We start from the raw sequence: 18,079 nt of genomic DNA on the forward strand, positions 1-18,079 counted from the left end.
CGTCGTCGACACCGCCATCGACGGCGGCCCCGACGGCGTCGGCCTCGTCGACCAGGAGCTCCTCGCCATCACCAACGACAGCGCCGGAGTCGCCGCCGAGGGCTCCTGGACCGCGAACGCGGCCCTGACCCTGAAGACCCCCACCACCGTCGACGCCGGCGACTACAGCTCGACCCTCACCCTCTCCCTCTTCGAGTAGGCCAGCGCACGCCGGCCGAGTAGCCCCCGGCATGCCTGTCCCATGCTGGTCGAGTGGGCGCCCCGGCGGCGCGTGCGCTTCATGCGGGTGGAGTAGCCGCCGCAGGCGGCGTATCGAGACCCACCTCGCCGACCACGGTCGATCTCGACACACCCACTCCGCGGCCCACTCGATCAGCACGCCGACGTCCCTGCCCGCCACCGCCCGCCCCTTTCCCCCAGGGATGACCTTGCGCTCACCGCACCCCCGATCACTCGGCCTCCGTTCCTGATGGCAGCCTTCAGCCCTGACGCGGTTCCCAGCACCTGCCGCTCCTGCGCCGCCGGCCGGTCCCTCGACGCCCTGATCCTCATCGAGCTCGCGCGAGGCGTGAACTGCGATGAGTCGCGCCTGCTCTCGGCCCTGGCGGTCCGAGTCGACCATCGGATCGGCCTCGTGCAGTTGCGGTCACGACTCCGCGAGCTCGCGAACCGTGGACTGGTGCTGCTGGAAGGACACCGCCGAACGATGCTGCTGCGCATCGCGCAGTTCTCGATCACCCGTGCCGGCCGGGACTCCCTCGCCGCTCACGCGCGAGCGCTGGACCTCCTCGCGGAGGAGATCCACGTCGCGCTCCTCACCCGGCGCTGACGGCGACGCCACCCGGACCCACGCGCGCACCGCGGTCGGGACGGGGACCGTGGTCGCCACGAGGCGGTGCCAGGGCCCCGCACGGTCGCCGGCCAGCCCGCAGGGTGGCCGCTCCTGCCGGTCGAGCAGCCACCGACGCGGCCACTCCTGCTGTCCCGAAGAGCCACCGAGGCAGCCCGTCGTGCTGGTCGAGCAACCGCCTCCAGCGGTGTGTCGAGCGGAGGGGGCGCTTCGGCGCCGGCGCATGGCGGGTAAGAGACGGCCGTCCTCACGGTGGGTGGGTCTCGATACGCCCCTTCGGGGCTACTCGACCAGCATGTCTGCGGACCTCTCTTCCCAGTGGACCCACCCGTGCTGGTCGAGCAGCCGCCTCCGGCGGCCCCTGCATGCTCGTCGAGTAGCCGCGTCCGGCAGCCCTTGCATGCTGGTCGAGTAGCCGCCTCCGGCGGCGTATCGAGACCCACCATCACCGAGACATCCGGGAGCGAGTCTCCTCCACACTCGCGTTCCGACGGCGTTGTCCCCGATCAGCCCATGGTTCCGACCTGGCTGTCGGTGGTCCCTGCTTCAATACGCGTATGTCAGAAGATGAGAATGCGGCAGCACTCGCGGAGGTGCGCGACTGCTTCACCGACGCCGCAGCCGCCGAGCGCGCCGCATCCCCGACGCGTCTCAGGGCCGCGGAACGCATGCATCGCGGCTACCGCGTCGCGCTCACCGTTCCGGAATCATTCGCCCGCGGCGCGACGCGCAGTGAGACCCGGGATCTCGTCGAGCGCTCCATCCGCGCCGAACTCGCGGTGACGATCGGGGTGTCCGAGCGAGACGTCTCACGCCGCCTCGAGACCGCGCAGATGCTGATGGAGCACCTCCCGCTCACCCGTGCATTGCTCCGCGACGGCCGGATCCTCTGGGAGGTCGGCGAGGCCGTCTGCAGGACCGCGAGCAGCCTCCCCGAGAGCTCCCGCTCCGCACTCGACGAGTGCGCTGCCGACGCCGCCCTCACGATGACGACCACGCAGCTGCGCCGCGCCTTGAGCCGCTGGCGCGAGGAGCTGCACGAGCAGCCCCTCGCCGAGCGCCACGCCCGCGCCACGCTGGACCGCGCCGTCTGGGTCACTCCGGACGTCGACGGCATGGCGACGCTCTGCGTCCATGCTCCCGCGCCGGCGGTGACCGGCGCGTACGACCGGTTGCGCCGCATCGCGCGCACCCTCCGCGACGACGGCGACCCCCGCACCCTCCAGCAGCTGAGCGCCGACGCCGCGGTCGACCTGCTCTGCGACGGCGACATCGCCGGCACCACGCCGAACGACGAGCACCGGCCCGACCCGACCTTCGTCCCCGGAGTGCGGGCCGAGGTCCGGCTGACACTCGCCGCATCGACGGCCGTGGGCCTGGACGAGGCTCCCGCGGATCTCGACGGCTACGGCCTCGTCCCCGCACCGATCGCCCGAGAACTGATCCGCACGGCCGCCTCCTTCACCCGGGTCCTGACCGATCCCGACACCGGCGCCGTCGTCTCCGTGGGCCGCACCCGCCGGGTCCCACCGCCGCAGATGCGCCTGCACCTGCAACTGCGGGACCAGACCTGCCGCTTCGCCGGCTGCACCCGGCCGGCCGCGACCGCCGAGGCCGATCACACCCTCGAGTGGCGCAACGGCGGCGAGACGTCTTTGGAGAACCTCGTCTCGCTCTGCACGTCCCACCACCACATCCGGCACGGGGACCAGTGGACGTACGTCAGACACGGCGACGGAATGATCGTCTGGACGAGTCCGACGGGTCGGCGGATCAGCAACCGGCCACCGGCACTCCCCGGGCGACCGCCCGACCCGCCGCCGAAGCCCCGCTTCGAGGACGTACCCGCACCGTTCTGACGACGGGGGATCTCGATACGCCCGCTGCGCGGGCTACTCGATCAGCATGTATCGCCCGCAGGACGCGTCGGTGTGAGCCCGCACGTGCTGCCTGAACCGCGCGTCGGGTGCGCCGGCGTGCGTCCGCACATGCTGGTCGAGCAGCACGCAGCGCGCATCGAGACCCACGACGTGCAGAGCGGTGGATCTACTTGGAAGAGACGCCCGCAGACATGCTGGTCGAGTAGCCCCGCAGGGGCGTATCGAGACCCTCCCACCCGAGGACGTCGGTCTCTTCCCCGCTCTGCGCTGGCGCCGGAGTCGCCCCCTCCGCTCGATACGCCCGCTCCGCGGACTACTCGATCAGCATGAATCGCGCGCAGGACGTCGGTGTGAGTCCGCACATGCTGGTCGAGTAGCCCGGAGGGCGCATCGAAACCCGCCGCGGTCAGGCGGGCACCCGCCGAGGCTGCGACACGGGGGACTCGGTCGGTACGGCGGCGGCGGCCACCGACGCCGGGTCCTCGCCGCTGCGCAGGGGGAGGAGGCGGAAGTGCTGGCGGTAGGGGCCCTTCTCCGGGGTGTTGCTGTACTTCTCCGGGCGCGTCTGCACGTCCCAGTTGCCGCCCTGGAGGCCCTCCTGGGCGGCGTCGACTCGGACGACCGTCCTCGTCGACGCGGGGACCTCGTGCCAGTGCCGGCGGTCGGCCAGCTCGTCCGGGCTGTTCGGCTGAGCGTTGAAGAACATGCTCCCGGCAGACGTGCTGCCGCCGGACGCACTGCCTCCGGACGTGCCGTCGCCGGCCAGAACGAGCACGCCCGCGCCGCTGCCGTCGACGAGGGCGGCCCAGCGGGTGTCGGCCTTGTTCGCGCTGTCCTGCGGCCGGCTGTAGCGGGTCGGCTGGTCGTCGACGGCACCGCTCCAGCGGCCGAAGAACGCCGACGCCCGGCGGTCGGCGGACGACTCGTGCGGTCCGCGGCCGTGCCAGTGCAGGGTCGAGAGCTCCGGCGCGAGCCCGAACGTGGTGCCGACGACCTGCGGGTTCGGCGTGCCCTCGACAGGCGAGAAGGTGGAGAGCACGTCGACCTGGCCCGTGCCGTGGATCGTGTAGACGATCGACTGCGGAGAGGTCGTCACCCGGCCGCTCGGCCGGAACGGCACCGCCGTGGTCACCGACCCGTCGACCGTGATGCGGACGGCGCCCGGCGTCTCCTCGACGTCGACCCGATCGATCGCCCACTCCTCGCCGACGCCGCGCCAGGGCAGCGACGGCTCCGGGCGCTCGAGCCGGATGTCCGGGATCGAGAGCTCGGGGTCGTTCGGGGTGCGCCAGAAGTTCGGCAGCAGCGGCGCGGCGAGCCGCTCGCGACCGCCGTAGCGGAGCGAGGTCAGGCGGCCGGTGGAGCGGTCGACGGTCGCGGAGAACGCGAACCCGCGCACGACGATCGCCGTGCCCTCCTCGGTCGCGGTCACCGGCGGCAGATCCCGCGACGCCCGGCGGCGGGCCGCAGAGGCGTCGACGGGCAGCTCGAACTGGGCGCGCGCGACGACGTGACCCTCCTCCGCCCAGGCGGTGGGAGCGGCGAGGGCCAGCTGCACGTCGAGGCGGTACTCGCGCGCCGCGTCCGGCGCAGCCGGCTCCGGCAACAGGTAGGGCAGAGTGACCCGCCCCTCCTCCTGCGGGCCGATGGCCCACTCCGCGCCGGGCAGCGAGCCCTGCTGCACCGGCTCGCCGTCCGCCGACACGGTCCAGTGCACGACGAAGCCGTCGAGCCCGGTGAACAGGTGCTCGTTCGCGACGAGGAGCTCGCCGGCGCGCAGATCGACCTCGGTGACGGAGACCGGCTGGTAGGCGAGCGCCGCCTCGGCCAGCTTCGGGGTCGGCGTGCGGTCGGCGAGGACGAGGCCGCTCATGTGGGCGCTCTCCTGATTCGGCTCGTCGCCCCAGTCGCCGCCGTAGGCGAGGAACTCCTCCTCGGGCCGGTCGGGGCGCGGCCAGTACAGGCCCTTGTCCGCCCAGTCCCAGAGGAAGCCGCCGGGCATCGCGCGCGGGTCCTCGCGGGCGGCCGCCCAGTACTCCTCGAGGTAGCCGGAGGTGTTGCCCTGGCTGAAGGCGTACTCGACCAGCAGGTAGGGCCGCGGATCCCGGCGCGAGCGCTCGGCGAACTGCGCGACCGGCGGATAGAAGTCGCCGTCGAAGTCCGAGAGACCGGCCGGGACGACCCAGGTGCCGGAGCCGACGGGGTCCTGGTAGCTGACGGGGCGGGTCGGGTCGTGCTCCTTCGCCCACTCGTACATCGCCTGCAGGTTCGCGCCGACTCCGGACTCGTTGCCGATCGACCAGGCGATCACGCTGGGGTGGTTCTTGTCCCGCTCGACCATGCTGCGCATCCGCTGGAGCAGGGGTGCGCGCAGCTCCGGGCGGTCACCGGGCAGGAAGGGCGCCCCGTCGTCGTCGATGCGATTGATGTGCGTCTCGTTGTTCGCCTCGTCGACGAGGTAGAGCCCGTACTCGTCGGCCAGGTCGTACCAGCGCGGGTCGTTCGGGTAGTGCGAGGTGCGGACGGCGGTGATGTTGCTCTGCTTCATCAGCCGGATGTCCGCGATCATGTCGTCGCGGCTCAGCGTGCGGCCGGAGCGCGGGCTCCACTCGTGCCGGTTGACGCCGCGGAGCGAGACCGCCCGGCCGTTCACGAGCAGCACGCCGTCCACGATCTCGACGCGGCGGAAGCCGACCCGGACGGCGACGCGCTCGAGGACGGCGCCGGTCGCGTCGCTCAGCTCGACGACGAGCGTGGAGAGCTCCGGGGTCTCCGCGGACCACAGTCGCGGGGACGAGACGGGGATGCTCGCCTGGTTCTCCGCGCGGCCGTCGGCGTCCAGAGCGACCGTCCGGCTCTGCTCGCCGACCTCCGCGGCACCCGGCGCTGTGCCGTCGAACAGCCGCGTGCGGAGCGCGAGACCGGCCGCGGACGCCCCGGCGCGCGCGTCGACCGCGACCGAGACCTCGACCGACCCGGCGGTGAACGTGTCATCGAGCGGCGTGCGCACCGTGACGTCGCGGATCATGGCCGCCGCGCGCGAGAGCAGCCGCACGCTCCGGAAGATCCCGGAGAGGCGGACGTTGTCCTGGTTCTCGAGGTACGAGCCCGTGCACCAGCGGTGCACCTCGACGGCGAGGACGTTCGAGCCGGCCCGCACGTGCTCCGTGACCTCGAACTCGCCGGTCGTGTAGCTGTCCTCCCGGTAGCCGAGGCGGTGCCCGTTGAGCCAGACCGAGCAAGCCGACTCCACGCCGTCGAACTGGAGGAACGTGCGGCGCTGCTCCCAGCCGTCGGGCAGCTCGAAGGCGGTGCGGTACTGCCCGACCGGGTTGTAGAGGGTCGGCGCGTTCGGGTAGTCGCCGCGCGGGTCCGGCTGCTCGTGCCGCCCGTTCGCGCCGGTCCACGGCAGCACGAGGTTGGTGCCGATCGGGAAGTCGTAGCCGTGCAGCTGCCAGCTGGCGGGGACGGGGACGGTCGGCCACGCCGAGTCGTCCCAGTCCTCGGCCGCGAAGCCGTCCAGGCGGGCGGCCGGGTTCGGCGCCCAGTGGAAGCGCCAGTCGCCGTCGAGGCTGTGCGCGAGCGGCGTGCTCGCGCGGTCGCCCTCCAGTGCGGCGTCGAGCGTGGCGAAGGGGGTGAGCACGGCGTGCGCCGGCTCCGTGCCCCACTCGAACACGTCGGGGTCGTTCCACTCCTGGGCGAGGGTCATGCGGTGCTCCTTGTGGTGCGTCGTGCGTGGGGCGTCGGGCTTGGTGCGTCGGGCGTGCAGCGGTGCGGGGTGACAGCGGAGTCCCCTCCCGCCGCCCGGATCGCGGGCGAGGGGAGGGTACGGGTGAGCCGCTACTGGTCGTAGGCGCTCTGCCAGATCTCGGCGTAGCGGTCCGCGCCGAGGCTGGTCAGGGCGTCGAGGTAGGACTGCCAGTCGGCGTCGCTCTCGGGGTCGCGGACGCCGGTGACGAACTCGGCGGTCGCCGTGGCGACGCTGCTCTCGACGTTGGCGGTGAGGGTGGAGAGCTCGCTGGCGTCCTCCGAGGGGACCCAGATGTTCCAGTAGGGGAACATCGCGTCGGACTCCTTGCCGGCGTACTGGTCGGTCGCCTCGAACAGGCGGCGCTCGAAGCCCGCCTCGGTGTAGATGTCGAGCGGCTGGACCTGGCTGGCGCGGAACTCGGCCGTGTCGAACACCTGGGCCATCGGGCCCCAGTTGCCGTTGTAGTCGGCCTCGTTCGACTCGTCCATCTTGGTGTCGACGAGGGACGGCTCGAGGCTCTGGTCGAGCGCGATCTCGCCCTCCTCGGGGGCGCGCCAGCCGATGCCCTCCTCGCCGAACTCACCGCGGACGTGGCCCTCGGGCGAGAAGAGGTAGTCCATCATCTCGACGATGACCTTCTGCTCCACCTCGTCGGCCGCCTTGGTCACGACGAAGGTCGCACCGGGGACGCTCGGGAGGAGGAAGGTGGCGTTCTGCCCGCCGGGGCCCGTCAGCGGCGGGAGCAGGTCGTACTGCGTGTCGCGCCCGTCCTCCTGCCCGATGGTCACGGCGAAGCCGGGGTGGATGGCGGTGAAGCCGCCGATGAGCACGCCCTGCGCCGCGTTGCCGGTCGCGGTCATCTGGTCGCCGCCCTGCGAGAAGGTGGCGGGGTCGATCAGGCCGGCGTCCCACAGCTTGCGGAGGAACTTCAGGCCGTCGCGCCAGCCGTCCTGCATGGTCTGCAGTTGCACGGTGTCGCCGTCGAGCCCGAGCGAGACGGGCTGGCCGTTCGCGCCGGAGCCGGTGTTGAACGCGTTGTAGATGAAGGCGTTCATGATGTACGGCACCAGCGACTGCTGGGTGCTGCCGGTCAGCGGGATCTCGTCCGCCTGGCCGTTGCCGTTCGGGTCCTGGGTCTTGAAGGCCTGCATCACCGCGAAGAACTCGTCGGGCGTGGTGGGAGCGGCGAGGCCGAGGGTGTCGAGCCAGTCGGTGTTGATCCAGAACTTGTAGGGGTAGGAGCAGTGGTAGCAGTCGTTCCACTGCGGCAGGCCCCAGATCTTCCCGTCCGGGGTCTCGGTGAGCTCCTTGAAGCCCGGCTCCGCGTCGAGGGCCGCCTTGATGTTCGGGCCGTTCTCGTCGATGAGGTCGTTCAGCTGCACGAGCAGGCCCTGGTCGCCGTAGCGCTGGAGCTCGGCGCGGCTGAACTGCGAGGCCCACGGGACGAGCATGTACGCCTCGGGCAGGTCGCCGCCGGCGAGCGAGATCTGCCGCGCCTCGGCCGCCTCGGACGCGCCGTACGAGGTGGTCTCGAACTGGATGTCGACGTCGAACTCGTCCTCGAGGACCTTGGTGAACGAGTTGGTGTTCAGGTCGATCTGCGCGCCCTGCTCGCCGAAGATCCGGATGACCTTGCGGTCCGCCTCCGGGCTCTCGCCGGTGCAGCCGGTGAGCCCGATGATCGCGGTGGTGAGGACGGCGCCGAGGAGGAGGTGCTTCCTCCGCGCGGCGACTCTGCCGTGCTGTGTGCGAGAGAACAAGGTGTTTCCTTCCATGGGTGAGAGAGCCGCGGGGGAGTTCCGCGCGACCGGGGGGAGTCGGCCCTGTGCGGGCCGTGCTCGGGGTGCTCAGCCCTTGACGGCGCCGAGCATGATGCCCTTGTTGAAGTACCGGGCGACGAAGGGGTAGAGGATCATCACCGGGACCGTCGAGATGACGATCAGCGAGTACTTGAGGAGATCCGCGAGCTGCTGGCGCTCGATCTGCGCGGCCGCGTCCATGCCCGGTGTCGCCTGATTGAGGATCAGGACGTTCCGCAGCACGAGCTGCAGCGGATAGAGACTCGGATCGCGGAGATAGAGCAGGGCGTCGAAGTAGGAGTTCCACTGGTAGATCGCGTACATCAGCGCGACCACCGCGAGCAGCGGCTTCGAGAGCGGGAGCACGATCGTCCAGAGGAAGCGCAGATCGCTCGCGCCGTCCAGCTGCGCCGCCTCGTACAGCTCGTCCGGGATGGAGGAGCGGAAGAACACGACCGCGATGATCACCTGCCAGACGCCGACGGCCTGGGGGAGGATCAGCGCCCAGCGGGTGTCGAGCAGGCCGAGCTGCTGCACCACCAGATAGGTGGGGATGATGCCGCCGGCGAAGAGCATCGTGAAGATGACGCCGAGGGTGATCCCGCCGCGGCCCCAGAAGTCCTTCCGCGAGAGCGGATAGGCGATCGCGACGGTCAGCGCGAGGCTGACGAAGGTGCCGGCGGCCGTGTAGAAGAGCGAGTTGGCGAAGCCGGTGACGATCGTCGAGTCGCCGAGGGCGCGCTCGTAGCCCTCGAGGGTGAAGTCGATCGGCCAGAAGCTCACCCGGCCGGACGAGACGGCCAGCGGCGAGCTGAACGAGCTGGCCAGGATGTAGAGCAGCGGCAGGAGGACAGCGAGCAGGAACGTCGTGAGCAGGACGTAGACGGCGATCATGAAGACGCGGTCGACCATCGGGTCCTTGATCCGGGTCGCACGCTGCCGGCGGCGCGGCGGCCGGGCGGCCTCGCCGTCCTCGTGAGCGGTCGTCGATGGCGTGTCGAGTGCGGTCACCAGAGCCCCTGTCCCGTGATCCGCTTCGCGAGCGAGTTGACGCCCAGGAGCAGGACCAGATTGATCATTCCGTTGAAGAGCCCGATGGCTGCGGCCTGACTGAAGTCGGCGTTGAGCAGACCCACTTTGTAGACGTAGGTGGGGATGATCTCGGACTGCGAGAGATTGAGGGAGTTCTGCAGGAGGAAGGCCTTCTCGAATCCGATCGCCATCACATTGCCGACGCCGAGGATCAGGATGGTGATCGCCGTGGGCATGATGCCCGGGATGTCGACGTGCCAGATCTTCTGCAGCCGGCTCGCGCCGTCCATCCGGGCGGCCTCGTAGAGCGAGGTGTCGATGGAGGAGAGGGCCGCCAGATAGAGGACGGCGGAATAGCCGGTCGTCTGCCAGACGTCGCTGAAGACGTAGATGTGCCGGAAGAAGTCCGGATCGCCGAGGAAGTCGATCGCCCCGAGTCCGAAGAACGACGTGACGTCGCTGACCGGGCCGAGCTTGGGCGAGAGGAAGAGGATCGTCATCGAGATCACGACGACCGTGGAGATGAAGTACGGCGCGTAGGTGACCATCTGCACGGTCCGCTGGAAGAACCGCAGCCGCACCTCGTTCAGCGCGAGCGCGAGCAGGATCGGGAACGGGAAGCCGGCCAGCACCACGTAGGCGGAGAGCAGGAAGGTGTTCTTCAGCAGCGTCCAGAAGATCGGGTTCGAGAAGAACCGCTCGAAGTGCTTGAAGCCCACCCACGGGCTGCCCCAGACGCCGTCGATGACGTTGTAGTCCTTGAACGCGATGATCGCGTTCGACATCGGCACGTACTTGAAGACGATGAAGTAGAGCAGCGGCGGCAGGATCAGCAGGTAGAGCTGCCAGTGCCGCCGGAAGCTGCGCCGGGCGGCGCGGAAGCCGCGGGCGTTCGAGCGGCCCCGGATCGACGCCGGGCCGCCGGGGACGGGCGCCTCCGGGCCAGGGGCGCCGGGCACGGTCGAGCCGGGGACGGTGGTCCCGGGCGCGCCGGTCAGCGGCATCACCATGCCGTGCCGACCGGTGTCGGGAGGAGGGGCGGACGGGTCGCCGTGCAGGCGTCGCGTGCCCCAGGTCGGGTCGTCATGTCGAGAGCATCCAATCGCCGGTGATTCGGAACGAGGACGAGACTAAGCAGCCGATAACACCCGTGTCAATAAGAAAACGAAACGTTTCGTGTACTTCTCGATCGGCGCCCGGAAAAGATGGGCGCGATGATTCTTTCGAAAGTCGGAGAAGGCGTTCTTGCGAAAGTTCCGGCTATTCTTGCGAAAGCAGGTGAAGGCCGATCTGCGCGAATTCGATGATTCCGAGAACAACCGTGTCCGCGCGCGCCATGCTGGTCGAGTAGCGCGCAGCGCGTATCGAGACCCACGCTCTGCAGGACGGTGGATCTCGATACGCCCGCTGCGCGGGCTACTCGATCAGCATGCGGGGCCCGGGCCGCGGGCTGCTGGGGCGGCAGAAGGCGCCCGCTGCGCCATGCATGCTGGTCGAGTAGCGCGCAGCGCGTATCGAGACCCACGTTCTGCAGGACGGTGGATCTCGATACGCCGGCTGTGCCGGCTACTCGATCAGCATGCAGGGCCCGCTGGGCGGGCTCTTCGATCAGCATGTGGGGCCCGCTCCGCGGGCTCCTCGATCAGCATGTCTGGCGGAGACCCTCGGTCAGGGCGCCGGCGGCTGCTCCGGCATCGCCGCCGTGCCCGTGGCGCGCAGGCGCTCCTTGACGAGCTCCGGGAAGAGGGGGCGGCCGTAGAAGTAGCCCTGGGCGCGGTCGGCGTGCAGGCTCGTCAGCAGCTCGTGGGCGGACGGCGTCTCGACGCCCTCGACGATCGTGTGCATGTCGAGGTCCGAGACCAGGTTGATGATCGAGCGGAGGATCGTCGCGTGCCGGGGGTTCTCCTCGTCGGCGAGGAAGACGCGGTCGATCTTGACGATGCTCAGCGGCACCGTCAGCAGCGCCGCGGCGGCCGCGTGCTCCTGGCCGTAGTCGTCGAGCGCGATCGCGATGCCGTCCGCGGTGAGGGCACGGACCCGCTCGATGACCGCCTCGTCGACGTGCCCGATCGAGCCCTCCGTCAGCTCGAGGCAGAGCTGGATGCCCTGGTCGGCGGTGCGATGCGCGCAGATCACCTCGGTGACGCCGTCGTGCATCAGCTGCTCCGCCTCGATGTTGACGCTCAGGAACGTGACCGACGGATCGATCGCGCGGAACTCGATCATGCAGGCCACCGCCTGGTCGACGATCTGCACCGTCAGCTCGTCCAGCAGGCCCAGCGAGCGCGCGATGTCGACGAGGGTGATCGGGCTCAGCGCGGTGCCGTCGGCCCGGGTGTAGCGGGCCAGCGCCTCGAAGCCGACGATGCGCCGCTCGGCGACGTCGATCACCGGCTGGAAGGCGACCCGCACCGTCCCGTCGGCGACCGCGGTGCGGACCTCGGCGACGAGATCCAGCTCCCTCGACCCCGCCTCCTGCACCGCCGCCTCCTGCGCCTCCTCGCCCTTGCGCTCCTTCTTCGTCTCGTACATCCGCTCGTCCGCCTCCTGCATCACCCGGTCGAATGAGCCGCCGTCGACAGCGACCGGGGCGCCGATGCTGATGCGGGGATGGAGCTCGGCGTCACCGACGACCAGGGGCCGCTCGACGGCGCGCGCGATCCGGAGCGCGACGGCCCCGGCGGTGACCGAGTCCAGGAGGACGGCGAACTCGTCGCCGCCGATGCGCGCGACCACGTCGTCCCCGCGCACGCTCTCGCGGATGCGACGGGCGACCTCCTGCAGGACGGTGTTGCCCGTCGAGTGGCCGTGGGTGTCGTTGACGGCCTTGAAGTCGTCGAGATCCATGAACAGCACCGCCCGCTCCTCCTGGTCGCTGATCGCCGCGAACTCCTCGTACAGGCCGCGGAGGTTGCTGAGACCGGTGACCGAGTCGGTCGTGGCCTGATCGCGCAGCACGCGGGTGCTGCGGCGATCGTAGAGGGCCTGGGTCGCGATGTGCGCGAGGGCGAGGAGGGTGCGGTGCTCGAGTGCGGTGAAGCCGCCGGAGTCGGGGCGCCGCGTCAGGACAACGTGCCGCAGGCCCAGGCCGGGCGTGGCGATCGGTGCCGACAGTTCGAACGCGCGCCCGGGAGTGGCGGAGATCCGCGTGCTCGCTGACGGGATCGCCGTGCGGGCCGCCCGCTCGAGCGTCTCGAAGATCGCCTCCTGGTCGCCCCAGGGCAGAGCCAGCGCCGCTTCGATCAGGCCGTTCAGCTTGCGCTCGATCCGGGCGCGGCGGAGGTACTGGCTGACCACGGCGACCGCCAGCGCGACGATCAGGAGCGTGTTCGCCGAGCGGATCTCGAGGCCGGCGCCGAGATCGATGCGCTCGACCCCGGCGGAGAGGTGCGCGCCGTAGGCGAGGGCCACCAGCACGATGTTGAGGCCGAGGGCGAGCAGCACGCGGTCGGGCCGGAGCGCCGGCCGCGGCACGTCACTGACGTCGGCCAGGGTCAGCCAGGCCTGCAGGTACTCGGCCCCGATCGAGAGCAGTCCGTAGGCGAGCACCGCCGGCACCGCCGCGAGGACCGGCCACCAGCCCGTCTGCGGGAAGAGGGAGAGGACGAGCAGGAACGCCCCGCCCGAGAGCGCGGCGAGTCCGGTCCAATAGACGACGGCGGCCCAGGGGCGCCGCGAGATCAGCTGGAAGAGCGCGATCGCGAGCACCCAGAGCAGCAGCGCCTGGACGCGCGGCACGTCCTGCGCCAGGAAGGCGAGCACCGACACGCCGACCCCGAAGGTGACGGTGCCGATGCCGGAGGCGAGCTCGAGCCGGAACGAGGCCGTGATCCACATCGCGGCGAGCAGCACCAGGAACGCCAGCCACAGCCCGGGGAGCGCCGGTGCGTGCGGGACGAGCAGCACCAGCGTCAGGAGGAGGCCCGCGCCGCCGACACCGAGCCGGAGCGCGCGCACCGAGCGCGGTCCGCTGCGCTCCGAGAGCACTTCGGGCACCACCACGGGCTCCTCGGCTCGCGCCGCGGAGAGTCCCGCCGCCGTGTCGCTCATGCGTCGGCCACCCCTTCCCGCGCGCCGGCCGTCCGACGACCCGGCGCGTGACCACTGTGGCAGAGCGGCGGTGCCTCCGCCCGCACGCTGGACCGGATGCCGGAAGACGAGTCCGCGGACCGCCCTGTGGAGGACGCCGGGTCTCGATACGCCCCTCCGGGGCTACTCGACCAGCATGCAGAGGGGGGGGGGGGCACGCCCATCCACCGGTGCGGATGCATGCTGATCGAGTAGCACGCGGAGCGGGCGTATCGAGATCCACCCGCGTCAGGAGCGGGGTCCGCAGGCCGCACTGCTGGGGGCGGCGGGTCTCGATACGCCCCTGCGGGGCTACTCGACCAGCATGCAGAGGGGGGCACGCCCATCCACCGGTGCGGATGCATGCTGATCGAGTCGCTCGCGGAGCGGGCGTATCGAGATCCACCAGCGTCAGGAGCCGGGTCTGCAGGCTGCACTGCTGGGGGCGTCGGGTCTCGATACGCCCCTTTCGGGGCTACTCGACCAGCATGATCGCCGCCGATCCCAGGTCGGCCGCGCCGCATCCATGCTGATCGAGTAGCCCGCGCAGCGGGCGTATCGAGATCCAACCGCGTCAGGAGCGGGGTCCGCAGGCCGCAGTGCCGAGGACGGTGGGTCTCGGGGCCGGTCGCTCAGTCGTCCGCGGCGAGGACCCGCACGTCCCAGGGGCCGAGCTCGAGCTCGGCGCCGGCGGAAAGCTCGGCTCCGGTCAGCACGTCGGCGGCGGCGGCCGGCAGCGGGTACACCGAGGGCTCCCAGGACCAGTTGTGCACGAAGCGGATCCGCTCGCCGTGGCGGTTGGTCGCGCTGGTGACCGTCTGCGACGCGGTCGCACGGCGCCATCCCGACGCGGCGTCGCCGACGGCCCAGGACATCAGAGCCCGCGCCAGCTCGAGGTCCGGCACGGTGCCGACGGTCGTGACCCGGCCCGCGCCGTGCGCGCGCGTCGTCACGGCGGCGAACCGGCCGTGGTGCGGGTGGACGTAGCGGACCAGCACCTCGGCGTCGTCGGGCTGCAGGCCGTCCGCCCACAGGGTCGCCGTGGCGCCCACCGGCAGCGGTAAGCCCGACTCCGCGACGACCGGCAGCGGGACCGCGAGGTTCGCGAACTCGTCGTAGTGCACGCCGGCGGCCTCGTCGAGGAGGGCGGGCTTGCGCTGCAGCCGAGCCCGCGCCTCCTCGTCCTCGTAGCCGGTGCGCACGCCCACGATCAGGTGCCCGCCCGCGGCCGCGTACGCCTCCAGCCACTGCAGCTGCGCGTCGTCGGCGATGGTGAACGCCGCGGCGACCAGCACGGGATGAGCGGCCGCGTAGGCGGCGGGCGTCGTCTCGGTCAGCTGCGAGGGGTGCACCGTGTTCGACTGCAGCCCCGCCTCGAAGGCGCCGCGCGCGAAGGAGTCGAAGACGGTCTGGAAGGTGCGCGTCGACGCGACGGGCACGCCGCGCGCCGCCCCGGTGCCGTGCGCCGAATCACTGAACGAGGGGTACTCCTCGAGCGCCCACTTGCTCTCGTTCGAGAACAGGATCGCCACATCGGAGTCGGGAGTCAGCTCGGTCACCCGGTCGCCGGCGGCGGCGAAGTCCGCACCCAGGGCGGCGATCTGCTCGTAGACGCGCCCCGGCTCCTGCGAGTGCGGCAGGATCCCGCCCCAGTAGGTCTCGGCACCGTGGTGCAGCGTGTGCCAGTGCCAGTACTCGATCATCGTCGCGCCCCGCGAGACCAGAGCCCAGGCGGCCTGGCGCCACTGCCCGTCGTAGCCGGGCTCGTTCGACCACGGCATGCCGATCGCCTGCGCGTCGGTCTCGGTGACCAGGAACGGAGCCTGCTTCGATCCGAACATCCGGTCGGCCGTAGCGTAGAGCGCCCAGGTGCCCGAGGTCGTCCAGTGCTGATCGAACACCCGCGCGTCCGGCAGCTCGAGCCCGTCCTGCATCCGGTAGTAGGGATTGCCGGCGGCGATGTCGAGGGAGCGCACGAGCTCCTCGTCCTGCACCGTCCTGCGCTCGTAGGAGATGCAGGTGGTGACGAACTGGTCGTCGCGGCCGGCCCGCGCGGTGATCTCCCGGACCATGTCGGCCTGCCAGCCGATGAAGTCCGTGGTCAGCGAGGCCTGGAAGCGGCGCCAGGCCAGATCGTACTGCGGCTGCTGATTGGCGTCCGGGGTCCAGAGGTCGGCCCAGGTCGACAGGCGGTGCGACCAGTAGGTCAGCCCCCACTCGTCGTTCAGCGTCTCGACGGTGCCGTAGCGCGCGCGCAGGTGGTCGACGAAGCGCTGGAAGACCTGCCGGTTGTGGAAGATCTCGTTGCCCGGCTCGTTGTCGACCTGGAAGCCCACCACCGCGGGATGCGCGGCGTAGCGCTCGACGATCCTCCGGATGAGCCGCTCGGCGTGGAAGAGGAAGGCCGGGTGCGAGTAGTCGATCTCCTGCCGGGCTCCCCAGCCCATCGGCCGACCGCTCGAGCGCTCGACGTTGATCTCGGGGTACAGCCGCGCGAGCCACATCGGCGCCGCGTAGGTCGGCGTGCCCAGCACGACCGCGATGCCGTGCTCGTGGGCCGCATCGAGCACCGGCTGCAGCCAGTCGAGCTCGAAAGCCCCGTTCTCGGGCTCCCAGGTGGACCAGACCGACTCGCCGACGCGGACGACCGTGAAGCCCGCGGCCTTCATCAGCCGGAAGTCCTCGGCGAGGTCGCGGCGGCCCAGCCGGGAGGTCGGCTGGTACTCGTGGTAGTAGGCCGCGCCGAACAGGATGCGGTCGGTGAGGTGCTGCATGGGAGGGCCTTTCGGACGTTCGGGAGAGGAGTGGCGGAGGAGGGCGGTGGGGGTGTCAGCCCTTGACGGCGCCCGCGGTCAGCCCGTCGAGCAGCTGCTTGCGCAGCAGGAAGAACACCAGGATCGTCGGCACCGAGGCGAGCACCGCGCCGGCGAGGACGAGGTCGTAGGAGCGGTTCTCGGACGCGAAGAGGATGTTCAGGCCGAGCGGGATCGTGTACTGCGACGAGTCCGAGAGCAGCACGAGCGGCCAGAGGAAGCTGTTGTAGCTCTGCAGGAAGCCCCAGACGCCCAGCGCTCCGAGGGAGGGGCGCAGCAGCGGCAGCACCACGCGCCAGAAGGTGCCGAACTCGCTGTTGCCGTCGATCCGGGCCGCCTCGATGATCTCGTCCGGGATCGACTGGACGATGAACTGCTGCATCATGAAGATCCCGAACGCGGGAGCGACCCACGGCACGATCAGCGCGAACCACGGGTTCGAGAGCCCCGCCTTCACGATCAGGATGAACAGCGGCACCAGGATCACGACGAACGGCACCGACAGCGACGAGAACATGATCGTGAAGAGCACCTTCTTGCCGCGGAAGGCGAACTTCGCGAAGCCGTAGCCCGCCATGGCGCAGACGAAGACCGAGACCGCGGTCGCGAGCAGCGACGTGCCGACGCTCATGCCGAACCAGGCCCAGAAGGGCTGCGTGGTCAGCAGGTTGACGTAGTTGTCGGCGGTCGCCGGGTTCGGGACGAGCGACGGGGGAGTGGAGAAGATGTCGCCGCGGTTCTTGAACGAGCCGCTCAGCGCCCACAGCAGCGGGAACACGAAGACGAGCAGCAGGGCCGAGAGGGTGACGTAGAGCAGTCCGCGGCGGGCGCGCTCGCCGCCGCTCGCCCGGCGCTGCCTCCGCGGGATGCGGCGCTCCGGAGCGTCGGCGGTGACGATTCCCGTGGTGGCGGTCATGAGGTTCTCCCGATGGCGAGGGCGCGGTTGAGGATCTGGCTGACGGCGAAGACGAGCACGAAGAGCACGACTCCGGCCGCGGCGGCGTAGCCGAACTGCTGGCGTTCGAATGCGGCGCGGTAGATGAACATCGAGACGGAGAGGGTCGCCTCGCCCGGTCCGCCCCGCGTGAGCAGGTACGGCTCGTCGAAGAGCTGGGCGGCGCTGATGAAGGAGGTGACGACGACGAACGCGGTCACCGGGCGGATCGCGGGGAGCGTCACGGTGCGGAACTTCGCGAGCACGCCGGCGCCGTCGAGCTCGGCCGCCTCGTACAGCTCCTTCGGCACGGCCTGGAGCGCGGCGAGGAAGAAGATCGTCAGGTAGCCGACCGTGCGCCAGAGCAGGACGAAGCCGATCGCGACCTTGGCCAGCGTCGGGTCGCCGAGCCAGTCGATGTCGCCGAACCCGAAGACCGCGCGGATCAGCGAGTTCAGGAGTCCGTAGCTGCGGTCGAAGATCAGGCTGTAGATCAGCGCGATGACGATCGGCGAGAGCACCATCGGGATGAAGAAGGTGAGCCGGAACAGGTCGCGCGCCTTGAGCCCGCGGGCGTTGAGGCCCTGCGCGATCAGCAGCGAGCACGGCACGATGACGAACACCGCGATCAGCGTGTAGATCAGCGTGTTCACCAGCGCGACGCCGAAGCTCGTGTCGCCGAGCAGGTTCCCGTAGTTGGCCAGCCCGACGAACTCGGGGGAGCCGAGGCCGACCCACTCCGTGAGGCTCAGGTAGATCGCCGCCCCGACCGGGACGATCATGAACAGCGCGTAGAGCAGATAGAACGGCGCGATGAAGAGGTACGGGGCCCGGCCGCCGGAGGTGTTCAGGCGCTTCCGCTTCGCGGCGCGCCGGGCCTCGAGCGGGGAGCCGCCGCGGCCGTCCTGAGCGGAGGCGGGCGCCCCGGCCGTGGTGAGAGTCGACATCATCG

At 70.7% G+C, this 18,079-nt stretch carries 10 protein-coding genes and 1 pseudogene; 3 read left to right on the forward strand and 8 right to left on the reverse strand.

What is annotated here, in order from left to right; translation table 11 throughout:
- The 3 genes and pseudogenes from EDF17_RS10380 to EDF17_RS10385 form a co-directional block, all read left to right on the forward strand.
- Nucleotides 1–199, forward strand: a pseudogene (locus EDF17_RS10380) (hypothetical protein); the annotation flags it as partial.
- A gap of 480 nt (nucleotides 200–679) precedes the next feature.
- On the forward strand, nucleotides 680–829 hold the full coding sequence (locus EDF17_RS19835; protein ID WP_164874465.1) for a hypothetical protein: 150 nt from the start codon (nucleotides 680–682) through the stop codon (nucleotides 827–829).
- A 578-nt stretch (nucleotides 830–1,407) separates the two neighbouring features.
- A complete protein-coding gene (locus EDF17_RS10385) occupies nucleotides 1,408–2,709 on the forward strand; it encodes an HNH endonuclease signature motif containing protein (protein WP_123446508.1) in 1,302 nt (433 codons plus the stop codon).
- 427 nt (nucleotides 2,710–3,136) lie between these two features.
- Here the strand turns inward: EDF17_RS10385 and EDF17_RS10390 are convergent, their stop codons facing one another.
- The 8 genes from EDF17_RS10390 to EDF17_RS10425 all read right to left on the reverse strand — a co-directional run bounded on the left by EDF17_RS10390 (nucleotide 3,137) and on the right by EDF17_RS10425 (nucleotide 18,074).
- Nucleotides 3,137–6,439, reverse strand: a complete 3,303-nt coding sequence (locus EDF17_RS10390; protein ID WP_123446507.1) for a glycoside hydrolase family 2 TIM barrel-domain containing protein — start codon at nucleotides 6,437–6,439, stop codon at nucleotides 3,137–3,139.
- 131 nt (nucleotides 6,440–6,570) lie between these two features.
- Complete coding sequence (locus EDF17_RS10395; RefSeq protein ID WP_164874466.1) at nucleotides 6,571–8,241, reverse strand: extracellular solute-binding protein; 1,671 nt, start codon at nucleotides 8,239–8,241, stop codon at nucleotides 6,571–6,573.
- An 87-nt stretch (nucleotides 8,242–8,328) separates the two neighbouring features.
- A complete protein-coding gene (locus EDF17_RS10400) occupies nucleotides 8,329–9,291 on the reverse strand; it encodes a carbohydrate ABC transporter permease (RefSeq protein WP_243586899.1) in 963 nt (320 codons plus the stop codon).
- Entirely contained in the window at nucleotides 9,288–10,322 is a 1,035-nt protein-coding gene (locus EDF17_RS10405; RefSeq protein WP_243581908.1) for an ABC transporter permease subunit, read from the reverse strand. The genes EDF17_RS10400 and EDF17_RS10405 overlap by 4 nt, the downstream gene beginning before the upstream one ends.
- Before the next feature lie 658 nt (nucleotides 10,323–10,980).
- On the reverse strand, nucleotides 10,981–13,362 hold the full coding sequence (locus tag EDF17_RS10410; protein WP_123446505.1) for an EAL domain-containing protein: 2,382 nt from the start codon (nucleotides 13,360–13,362) through the stop codon (nucleotides 10,981–10,983).
- A gap of 650 nt (nucleotides 13,363–14,012) precedes the next feature.
- Nucleotides 14,013–16,154 (reverse strand): beta-galactosidase, encoded by a 2,142-nt coding sequence (locus tag EDF17_RS10415; protein WP_123446504.1) that lies wholly within the window; start codon nucleotides 16,152–16,154, stop codon nucleotides 14,013–14,015.
- 55 nt (nucleotides 16,155–16,209) lie between these two features.
- Nucleotides 16,210–17,109, reverse strand: coding sequence for a carbohydrate ABC transporter permease (locus EDF17_RS10420; RefSeq protein ID WP_123446503.1), 900 nt, complete (start codon nucleotides 17,107–17,109; stop codon nucleotides 16,210–16,212).
- Complete coding sequence (locus tag EDF17_RS10425; RefSeq protein WP_123446502.1) at nucleotides 17,106–18,074, reverse strand: sugar ABC transporter permease; 969 nt, start codon at nucleotides 18,072–18,074, stop codon at nucleotides 17,106–17,108. The genes EDF17_RS10420 and EDF17_RS10425 overlap by 4 nt, the downstream gene beginning before the upstream one ends.
- Nucleotides 18,075–18,079 lie beyond the last annotated feature (5 nt).

This window comes from Rathayibacter sp. PhB1, assembly GCF_004362935.1.
GTDB classification, from domain to species: domain Bacteria; phylum Actinomycetota; class Actinomycetes; order Actinomycetales; family Microbacteriaceae; genus Rathayibacter; species Rathayibacter festucae.